This is a genomic window from Streptomyces hainanensis (assembly GCF_004348415.1).
In the GTDB taxonomy this organism is placed as follows: domain Bacteria; phylum Actinomycetota; class Actinomycetes; order Streptomycetales; family Streptomycetaceae; genus Streptomyces; species Streptomyces hainanensis.
Genome location: NZ_SMKI01000298.1, coordinates 1 through 9,898 on the forward strand (window position 1 = coordinate 1; position 9,898 = coordinate 9,898).

At 72.4% G+C, this 9,898-nt stretch carries 7 protein-coding genes and 1 pseudogene; 5 read left to right on the forward strand and 3 right to left on the reverse strand.

Translation table 11 applies throughout. The features are described 5' to 3' along the window. Nucleotides 1-61 precede the first annotated feature (61 nt). Nucleotides 62-3,202 carry an isoleucine--tRNA ligase gene (gene ileS / locus E1283_RS24325; RefSeq protein ID WP_132820272.1) on the reverse strand — a complete coding sequence of 1,047 codons (3,141 nt, stop codon included), beginning with the start codon at nt 3,200-3,202 and terminating at the stop codon, nt 62-64. A gap of 460 nt (nt 3,203-3,662) precedes the next feature. On the opposite strand from ileS, the gene E1283_RS24330 reads away from it, so the two are divergent. The 4 genes from E1283_RS24330 (at nt 3,663) to E1283_RS24345 (ending at nt 7,650) form a co-directional block, all read left to right on the forward strand. After that, nucleotides 3,663-4,367 carry a TraR/DksA family transcriptional regulator gene (locus E1283_RS24330; RefSeq protein WP_132820273.1) on the forward strand — a complete coding sequence of 235 codons (705 nt, stop codon included), beginning with the start codon at nt 3,663-3,665 and terminating at the stop codon, nt 4,365-4,367. 66 nt (nt 4,368-4,433) lie between these two features. Further along, a complete protein-coding gene (lspA, locus tag E1283_RS24335) occupies nt 4,434-5,057 on the forward strand; it encodes a signal peptidase II (RefSeq protein WP_132820274.1) in 624 nt (207 codons plus the stop codon). A 25-nt stretch (nt 5,058-5,082) separates the two neighbouring features. Beyond that, nucleotides 5,083-6,033: an RluA family pseudouridine synthase gene (locus E1283_RS24340; RefSeq protein WP_132820275.1), complete on the forward strand. Its 951-nt coding sequence runs from the start codon at nt 5,083-5,085 to the stop codon at nt 6,031-6,033. An 18-nt stretch (nt 6,034-6,051) separates the two neighbouring features. Further along, nucleotides 6,052-7,650 carry a Na+/H+ antiporter gene (locus E1283_RS24345; protein ID WP_132820276.1) on the forward strand — a complete coding sequence of 533 codons (1,599 nt, stop codon included), beginning with the start codon at nt 6,052-6,054 and terminating at the stop codon, nt 7,648-7,650. Between the two features lie 21 nt (nt 7,651-7,671). Here the strand turns inward: E1283_RS24345 and E1283_RS24350 are convergent, their stop codons facing one another. Then, on the reverse strand, nt 7,672-8,721 hold the full coding sequence (locus E1283_RS24350) for a mechanosensitive ion channel family protein (RefSeq protein WP_132820277.1): 1,050 nt from the start codon (nt 8,719-8,721) through the stop codon (nt 7,672-7,674). 121 nt (nt 8,722-8,842) lie between these two features. Between E1283_RS24350 and E1283_RS24355 the strand changes: the two genes are divergently transcribed. Further along, nucleotides 8,843-9,406 carry a dienelactone hydrolase family protein gene (locus E1283_RS24355; RefSeq protein WP_132820278.1) on the forward strand — a complete coding sequence of 188 codons (564 nt, stop codon included), beginning with the start codon at nt 8,843-8,845 and terminating at the stop codon, nt 9,404-9,406. 61 nt (nt 9,407-9,467) lie between these two features. Here E1283_RS24355 and E1283_RS37475 read toward each other — a convergent pair. After that, nucleotides 9,468-9,898, reverse strand: a pseudogene (locus E1283_RS37475) (serine/threonine protein kinase); the annotation flags it as partial.

A 9,898-nucleotide genomic window follows, 5' to 3' on the forward strand; every position in this document is an offset into this window, starting at 1 on the left:
GGCGGGGCCCGGATCCCAGGATCCGGGCCCCGCCCCTCTCGCCGTCCGTCAGCTCTTCCGGTCAGCTCTTCCGCAGCCGGAAGGTGCCGCCCAGGGCCTCGTCGCCGAAGGGGGCGCCGAAGCCCTCGTCGCCCTCACCCTCGGCGAAGTCGGTGGCCAGCACCTCGCCACGGATCAGCGCCTGGTGGTCGGCGAGCGCCCGCGTCAACTCCGGATCGTCGGTCACCCAGCGCACCGCGATCCGGTCGACCACGTCGAGGCCGCTGTTCTTCCTGGCCTCCTGGATCAGCCGGATCACGTCCCTCGCCAGGCCGGCCCGGCGCAGCTCGGGGGTGATCTCCAGGTCGAGGGCCACCGTGGCGCCCGTGTCCGAGGCCACCGACCAGCCCTCGCGCGGGGTTTCGGTGATGATGACCTCCTCGGGGCCGAGCTCCACCCGCTCGCCGTCCACCTCGACCGAGGCGGTGCCGGCGCGCAGCGCGGCGGAGAGCTCCGCGGCGTCCGCCTCGGCGATGGCCCTGGCCACCGGCTGGGTGCCCTTGCCGAACCGTCGGCCCAGCGCGCGGAAGTTGGCCTTGGCCGAGGTGTCGACGAGGGAGCCGCCCATCTCGGAGAGCGCGGCCAGGCCCGCCACGTTGAGCTCCTCGGCGATCTGCCCGCGCAGGTCGTCGCCGAGCAGCTCGAAGCCCTGGGCGGCGACCAGCGCGCGGGACAGCGGCTGCCGGGTCTTCACGCCGGACTCGGCGCGGGTGGCACGGCCCAGCTCCACGAGCCGGCGCACCAGCAGCATGTCCTGGGACAGGTCGGGGTCGACCAGCGCCTGGTCGGCCTGCGGCCAACCGGCCAGGTGCACCGAGTCGGGTGCGCCGGGCGTCACCGACACCACCAGGTCCTGCCAGACCCGCTCGGTGATGAACGGCACCAGCGGTGCCATCAGCCGGGTGACGGTCTCCAGCACCTCGTGCAGCGTGCGCAGCGCGGCCGGCTCGGCCTGCCAGAAGCGGCGGCGGGACCGCCGCACGTACCAGTTGGACAGGTCGTCCACGAAGGTGGAGATCAGCTTGCCGGTGCGCTGGGTGTCGAAGTTGTCCATGGCCTTGGTGACGGCCTCGACCAGCGCGTTGAGCTCGCTGAGCAGCCAGCGGTCGAGCAGCGGCCGGTCGGCCGGCGCCGGGTCGGAGCCGCTGGGCGCCCAGCCGCCGGTGCGGGCGTAGAGCGCCTGGAAGGCGACGGTGTTCCAGTAGGTCAGCAGGGTCTTGCGGACCACCTCCTGGATGGTGCCGTGACCGACCCGGCGGGCCGCCCAGGGCGAGCCGCTGGCCGCCATGAACCAGCGGACCGCGTCCGCGCCGTGCCGCTCCATCAGCGGGATGGGCTCCAGCGTGTTGCCCAGGTGCTTGGACATCTTGCGGCCGTCCTCGGCGAGGATGTGGCCGAGGCAGACGACGTTCTCGTAGGAGGACCGGTCGAAGACCAGGGTGCCGACGGCCATCAGCGTGTAGAACCAGCCGCGGGTCTGGTCGATGGCCTCGCAGATGTACTGGGCCGGGTAGCGGCTCTCGAACTGCTCGCGGTTGCGGTGCGGGTAGCCCCACTGGGCGAACGGCATGGAGCCCGAGTCGTACCAGGCGTCGATGACCTCGGGGACCCGGGTCGCCGTGTGGGCGCAGCCCTCGGTCGGGCAGCCGAAGACCACCTCGTCGATGAACGGCCGGTGCGGGTCGAGCCCGGACTGGTCGGCGCCGGTCAGCTCGCCCAGCTCGGCGAGCGAGCCCACGCAGGTGAGGTGGCCGTCCTCGCAGCGCCAGATCGGCAGCGGGGTGCCCCAGTAGCGGTTCCGGGAGAGCGCCCAGTCCACGTTGTTGTCGAGCCACTCGCCGTAGCGGCCGTGCTTGACGGACTCCGGGTACCAGGTGGTCGCCTCGTTCTCCCGCAGCAGCGCCTCCTTGATCCGGGTGGTGCGGATGTACCAGGACGGCTGTGCGTAGTAGAGCAGCGGGGTGTGGCACCGCCAGCAGTGCGGATAGCTGTGCTCGTAGGCGAGGTGGCGGAAGAGCAGGCCGCGCTCGGCCAGGTCGGCGACCAGCGCCTCGTCGGCCTTCTTGAAGAACTGGCCGCCGATCAGCGGCAGGCCCTCCTCGAAGGTGCCGTCGGTGCGGACCGGGTTGACCATCGGCAGCCCGTAGCCGCGGCAGGTCAGCAGGTCGTCCTCGCCGAACGCCGGGGCCTGGTGGACCAGGCCCGTGCCGTCCTCGGTGGTGACGTAGTCGGCCAGGACCACGAAGTGCGCCTCGGCACCGCCGAAGTCGACGACGTCGAAGGGCCGCTGGTAGGCCCAGCGCTCCATCTCGCGGCCGGTGAAGGTCTGGCCGGTGGCCGACCAGCCCTCGCCGAGCGCCTTGTCGAGGAGTGCCTCGGCGACCACCAGCCGCTCGGTGCCGTCGGTGGCGACGGCGTAGGTGACGTCGGGGTTGGCGGCGACCGCCGTGTTGGAGACCAGGGTCCAGGGCGTGGTGGTCCACACCAGGAGCGCGGCCTCGCCGGCCAACGGGCCGGAGCGCAGCGGCATCCGGACGTAGACGGAGGGGTCGACGACCGTCTCGTAGCCCTGGGCCAGCTCGTGGTCGGAGAGCCCGGTCTCGCAGCGCGGGCACCAGGGGGCGACGCGGTGGTCCTGGCCGAGCAGCCCCTTCTCGAAGATCTGCTTGAGCGACCACCACACGGACTCGACGTACTCCGGGTCCATGGTGCGGTAGGCGGCGTCCAGGTCGACCCAGTACCCCATGCGGCGGGTCAGCTCGGCGAAGGCGTCGGTGTGCCGGGTGACGGACTCACGGCACTTCGCGTTGAACTCGGCGATGCCGTACGCCTCGATGTCCGGCTTGCCGCTGAAGCCGAGCTCCTTCTCGACGGCCAGCTCGACCGGGAGGCCGTGGCAGTCCCAGCCGGCCTTGCGGACGACGTGGTAGCCGCGCATGGTGCGGAAGCGCGGGAACACGTCCTTGAAGACCCGGGCCTCGATGTGGTGGGCGCCCGGCATGCCGTTGGCGGTCGGCGGGCCCTCGTAGAACACCCACTCGGGGCGCCCCTCCGACTGTTCGAGGCTTCGGGCGAAGGTCTTGTTCTGCTGCCACAGCTCGAGCACTCCGTGCTCCAGTTGTGGCAGTTCGACCTGGGCCGGTACGTGGCGGTACTGCGTCATCGGTCGTCCTCCGGCGGACACACACTCTGCGTTCTCCGTCGGAGGGACGAGAGCACGCGCTCCCGCGGTACCACCCTCCTTGACCGGGGGCCGCCTGGTTCGGCGGCGCCCTCGGCCCACTCATTGGGCCGCGACTGCCGGATCTACTCACCACGCCGGCCGTGACCGGTGGGCTTTCCGCCGACGACTCGGGGGTGATCTTCGCGCCGGGCGGACCCCTGGGCTCACACCGTCCCCAGGTCGCTCACGGCCGCCGCCGACGCTACTCGTCCCCGTCAACGCCTTTCGCTCCGGCCAGTGTACGGGGCGCCGCAGGACCGCGACGACCGGTTAAGCCCGGGGCCGGGCGGGGCACAACGCAGGGAGACCGGCGCGCCCTGGTTGCCGCGCGCCCGAAGTCGATTTATCGTTCCGGTCACGATTCGCGAGCAAGATCACACTATGTGAAGGGGCCGCCGCCATGGTGGCAGCGAAGAAGACCACACAGCAGGCGACGGCGGAGAACGACGAGCGGCGGCCGGCGGCGGCGAAGAAGGCCGCGGGCGGCGGGCGGGCGGCGAAGAAGGCGGCGGCCGCCCCGCCCGCCGGCGAGGAGCACAGCGCGGGAACCACCAGCAGGCGCGCCACGACCAGCGGGCGCAGGACGGCCGGGAAGACGGGAGCCAAGAAGGTGGCAGGGAAGAAGAGCACCACGGAGGAGACCGTCGTGGACACGGTGGACAAGGAGACCGCGGTGCCCCCGGCCCGTCTCTCGGCCGCCACCGCCCCCGGCGATCTCGCGGTGCGCACCGGCGAGGATCCGTGGACCCCCGAGGAGGTGGCGGAGGCCCGCGGCGAGCTGGTCGCGGAGGCGGACCGGCTGCGCGTCGAGATCGCCGACGCCGAGGCCTCGCTGGCCGGCCTGATGCGCGACTCGGGGGACGGCGCGGGCGACGACCAGGCGGACACCGGCACCAAGAACGTGACCCGCGAGCACGAGATGGCGCTGGCCACCAACGCCCGCGAGATGCTGTACCAGACCGAGCGGGCGCTGCAGCGGATCGACGCCGGCACCTACGGCCTGTGCGAGAACTGCGGCAAGCCGATCGGCAAGGCCAGGATGCAGGCGTTCCCGCGGGCCACCCTCTGCGTCGACTGCAAGCAGCGCCAGGAGCGGCGGTTCTAGGCCCGCGGTTCGCCGGATCAGCTCAGGCTGCCGTTTGTCGCACTGGAGTGTCGTACTCTCAATCCCGTGAGCGAGGCGGAGCGGATCATCGAGACACCGGACGAGCATCCCACGGCCGAGGAGGCGGACAGAGCGGACGAAGCGGGCGAGGTCCGGCCGACCGAGGAGAGCGACGACGAGGCCCCGGAGGCCCGGGGCCGGCGGCGGATCGGCGTGGTCGCCTGCGTCGCCGCCTTCGCCTATGCCCTCGACCTGATCACCAAGACCCTGGTCGTCGAGTTGCTGGAGAACCCGACGCCGCCCAAGAGCGTCGACGTGATCGGCGAGTGGCTGCGCTTCGACGTCGTCCGCAACGCCGGCGCCGCCTTCGGCATCGGCTCCGCCTTCACCATCGTCTTCACCTGTATCGCCGCCGCAGTCATCGTGGTGATCATCCGGCTCGCCAGCCGGCTCTACAGCACCCCCTGGGCGATCGCGCTCGGCCTGCTGCTCGGCGGCGCGCTCGGCAACCTCACCGACCGGATCTTCCGCACGCCCGGCGTGCTCCAGGGACATGTGGTCGACTTCATCGCGCCCCAGAACTTCGCGGTGTTCAATCTCGCCGACTCCGCGATCGTCTGCGGCGGCATCCTGATCGTCCTGCTGTCCTTCCGCGGCCTCGATCCGGACGGCACCGTGCACCGGGACTGATGCGCTGTCCGGCATACTCGTTCAGGTGAGCACGCTTCCCGAAACTCCCGAGATCCGCGCACTGCCCGTACCCGAGGGCCTCGAGGGGGAGCGCGTCGACGCCGCTCTCGCCCGCATGCTGGGCTTCTCCAGGACCAAGGCGGCCGAGCTGGCGGCCGCCGGCAAGGTCACCCTCGACGGCGCCGCGGTGGGCAAGTCGGAGCGGGTCACCGGCGGTTCCTGGATCGAGGTCGAGATGCCCCCGCCGCCCACCCCGGTCCGGGTGGTGGCCGAGCCGGTCGAGGGCATGGTGATCGTCCACGACGACGAGGACCTCGTGGTCGTCGACAAGCCCGTGGGCGTCGCCGCCCACCCCAGCCCCGGCTGGACGGGTACCACCGTGATCGGCGGCCTGGCCGCCGCCGGCTACCGCGTCTCCACCTCCGGCGCCGCCGAGCGGCAGGGCATCGTGCACCGCCTCGACGTCGGCACGTCCGGCCTGATGACGGTCGCCAAGTCGGAGCGCGCCTACACGCTGCTCAAGCAGCAGTTCCGCGAGCGGACGGTCGACAAGCGCTACCACGCGCTCGTCCAGGGCCACCCGGATCCGCTCAGCGGCACCATCGACGCCCCCATCGGCCGGCATCCGCAGCACGACTACAAGTGGGCCGTCACCGCCGAGGGCAAGCCGTCCGTCACCCACTACGACCTCGTCGAGGCGTTCCGCGCCGCCAGCCTGCTCGACATCAAGCTGGAGACGGGCCGCACCCACCAGATCCGGGTGCACATGGCCGCCCACCGCCACCCCTGCGTCGGTGACCTCACCTACGGCGCCGACCCCACGCTGGCCCGCCGCCTCAAGCTCACCCGGCAGTGGCTGCACGCGGTGCGGCTCGGCTTCACCCACCCCGCCGACGGCCGCTGGGTGGAGTTCACCAGCGACTATCCCGAGGACCTGCGGTTCGCACTGACGGCGCTGCGGGCCGAGAGCGCGTAGAGCGGCGGGGGCGGCGCCATGGGCCAGCTCACCCTGCTCTTCGTGCTGGGGCTCGGCGCCGTGCTGACCGTGCCGCTCGGCGACCGGTTGGCCATGCCGCCGCCGGTGCTGATGACCCTGCTCGGCGGGGTGCTCGCCGTCCTGCCCTGGGTGCCCAACGTCGACATCCCGCCCGAGCTGATCCTGCCGCTCGTGCTGCCCCCACTGCTCTACGCGGCGGCCCAGCGCACCTCCTGGCGGCAGTTCCTCGGCAACATCAGGCCCATCCTGCTGCTCGCCGTCGCGCTGGTCTTCGTGACGACGGCCGCCGTGGCCGTCGTGGCCCAGCTGGTGATCCCCGGGCTGCCGCTCGCCCCCGCGATCGCGCTCGGCGCGCTGGTCGCGCCGCCCGACCCGGTCGCCGCCACCGCGGTGGCCGGCCGGATCGGGCTGCCCCGCCGGATGGTGTCCATCCTGGAGGGCGAGGGCCTGTTCAACGACGTCACCGCGATCACGCTCTACCACGTCGCGGTCATCGCCGCCGTCGGCGGCTCGTTCTCCGTCCTCGGTGCCGGCGGCGAGCTGCTGCTCTCGGCCGCCGTGGCGATCGCCGTCGGCCTGGTGCTCGGCTGGGGCACCGCCCGGCTGCTCGACCTGCTGGGCGACGCCACCCTGCGCACCGGGCTCACCCTGCTCGTGCCCTTCGCCTCCTACACCTTGGCCGAGGAGCTGCGCGGCTCCGGGGTGCTCGCCGTCCTGGTGTCCGCGCTCTTCCTCGCCGAGTGGGCCGCCGACCCGGACGACGTGGCGGGCCGGCTGACCGGCCGCAGCTTCTGGGCCGTGATCGACACCCTGGTCACCGGCATCGCCTTCGGCCTGATCGGCCTCGAGCTCAGCGTGGTCCTCGGCACCGTCACCGAACGCTGGGGCCAACTGCTGCCCGCCGCCGCGCTCGTCCTCGCCACGCTGCTCGTCGTCCGCCTGCTGTGGCTGCTCCCCGCCGCCTGGCTGGCCAAGCGGCTGCACCGGCGTGCCGACTACGCCGAGGAGATCCCGCTCACCTGGCGGGAGACGGTGATCATCTGGTGGGCCGGGATCCGCGGCGTGGTCACCGTGGCCCTGGTGCTCGCCCTCCCGTTCACCGTGGACGACGGCGGCGACTTCCCGGAGCGGGACGCCATCGTCTTCGTGGCGTTCGCCGCCGTCATCGGCACCCTGCTGATCCAGGGGCTCACCCTGCCCTGGCTGGCCCGCCTGCTCGGCGTCGAGGCGGACACCGCCGCCGAGGAGCGCCTGGAACACGAGCTGGCGGTGCGCGCCGCCAAGGCGGCCAAGCGGCGGCTGCGCGAGATCGAGGCGCGCCCCGAGGTGCCGGAGGAACTCGTCGACGCCCTGTCCAAGCGGGTCTACGACCTCGGCTCCCGGATCTCCCCCCGGGTGGCCGAGGAGGAGCGCCGGGAGAACGTGCGGGCCCGCGTCCAGCGGCTGCGGGAGCTCCACGACCTCTACGGGGAGATGCTGTCCGCGGCCAGGGCCGAGGTGCTGGACGCGCGCCGGGAGCCGGGCGCCGACCCCGAGGTGGTGGACCGGGTGCTGCGCGAGCTCGACCAGCGCAGCCTGCCGCACCACGGGACGTAGGACCCGGCCGGCGGCCCCGGATCAGTCGGCCGTGGGCGGCAGCGCGGCCGGGCCCGTGTTGACGCGGGGCAGCGCGTAGGGGTGGTTGTCGCGCAGCCAGGCCACCAGTTCCTCCCGGACCGCGCACCGCACCGACCAGGCGTCGCCGGCGTTCGCCGCCGACATCGCGGCCCGGACCTCGATGGTGGTCGGCGTGGTGTCGGTGACCACGAGACCCCAGTGCCGGCCGTCCCAGTCCCCACGGCTCTCCAGGAACTCCCCGAGGTGCTTGCGCAGTTCGGACACCGGGGTGGAGTGGTCGAGGTGGAGGAAGACGGTGCCGGTGATCTCGCTGCCGCCGCGCGACCAGTTCTCGTAGGGGCGGCTGTTGAAGTACGACACCGGCATCGTCAGCCGCCGGTCGTCCCATATCCGGACGGTGAGGAAGGCCAGCGACATCTCCTCCACCGTGCCCCACTCGCCGTCCACCACCACGGTGTCGCCGATCTTCACCGAGTCGCCGAAGGCGATCTGGAGGCCGGCGAACAGGTTGCTCAGCATCGCCTGGGCCGCGACACCGGCGATGATGCCGATGACGCCGGCCGACGCCAGCATCGAGGTGCCGAGCGCCCGCAGGTCGGGGAAGAGCAGCAGGATGGTGACGGCCGCCGCGACCACCGCGAGGACCGAGGTGACCACCCGCCGCAGCATCGTCAGCTGGGTTCTGAACTGCCGCACCCTGGCCAGGTCGTGCGTGCGTTCCTCGTAGCGGACCAGGTAGTTCTCGGCGACCGCGCCCGCAGCCCGGATGGTCAGCCAGGCCGTGGAAGCGATCGCCACCAGGGCCAACAGGCTGCGGAACACGTCGTTGCGCCGCAGTTCCAGGTCGAACAGGTCGTAGGCGACCATCGTGCCCACCGTGGCCAGCAGCACCTGCAACGGCAGCTGGCAGCGGCGGAGCAGTCTCCACAGGCGCGTGTCGGGATGCCGGGCGTCGGCCACGCACAGTGCCCGGTCGATCAGCCAGCCCAGGGCCACGGTCAACGTGATGGTGCCGCCTATCGCGAGCAACGGCCGCAACACATCGTGCATCGGCGCTCTCAGCTCCTCTTCCCGCTCTGCCCTCGGGGCGTTTTCGTCGGTTTCCACCTGGCAGGATGGCGCCCCGACCCATAGCTATCACCCGAGGGGATTTCGGACCGTGACCGATATCATGCTTTTTCATTCCGTCCTCGGGCTACACCCCACCGTCGAGGAGACCGCGGAACGGCTCAGGTCAGCCGGGCACCGCGTGTTCACCCCCGACCTGTTCGACGGCCGCACCCCGGAGTCGGTGGAGGCCGGCGTCGAACTCAAGGACGAGATCGGGCAGGACGAGATCCTGCGCCGCGCCATCGCCGCCGCCGCGCCGCACTCCGACACCGGCCTCGTCTACGCCGGCTTCTCGCTCGGCGCCTGGCTCGCCCAGACCATCGCGTTCGGCGACGAGAAGGCCCGCGGCCTGCTGTTGCTGCACGGCACCGGCGAGGTGCCGGACGACGCGGCCGTCGACGGCCTCCCGACGCAGCTGCACGTCGCCGACCCGGACGCCTACGAGCCGCACGACTGGCAGACCGTCTGGTACCTGAGGATGCGCGAGGCAGGCGCCGACGTCGAGGTCTTCCGCTACCCGGGCGCCGGCCACCTCTACACCCACCGGGGCGTGCCCGACCACGACGAGGAGGCCTCGACGCGCACCTGGCGGGTGGTCGGGGACTTCCTGCGCGAGCTCGGCTGAGCGAACCGCCGCGCGGGGCCGGCACGACGTCCGAAGCCGCGGTGTCGGCGGGCGTCGTCCCTCACTCCCGCTCGCACCGGCCGCTGCCGCCGTCCCTCGGCTGGCAGATGTAGACGCTGTCGGCCGGGTCGTCGCTGAGGTAGCGGCCCATGCACTGGTTGGGGGTGGTGCGGCCGCGGTCGGCGCAGAACGCGAGCGCGTCGCGGCCGTCGGCGAACGGCCCCGGCGCGTAGATCACCCAGTAGCCCGGGTTGAGCGAGGCGAAGTCGTCGCTCAACAGCACCTCGGCCTCGGGCACGCCCTCGGCGCGGACGGCGGCCAGCCGCTCGTCGCGCACCTCGGCGCCGCTGCCGACCGGCTCCGAGAACAGCTGTGCCATCCAGAACCCGTCGTCGGCGTCCGGAGCCTCGTCGGGTTCGTCCGGCGTGGGCGCGTCCGTCGGTTCCTCGGCCGTCTCCTCCGGGGAGGGCGACGACGTCTCGGGGGTGGCGG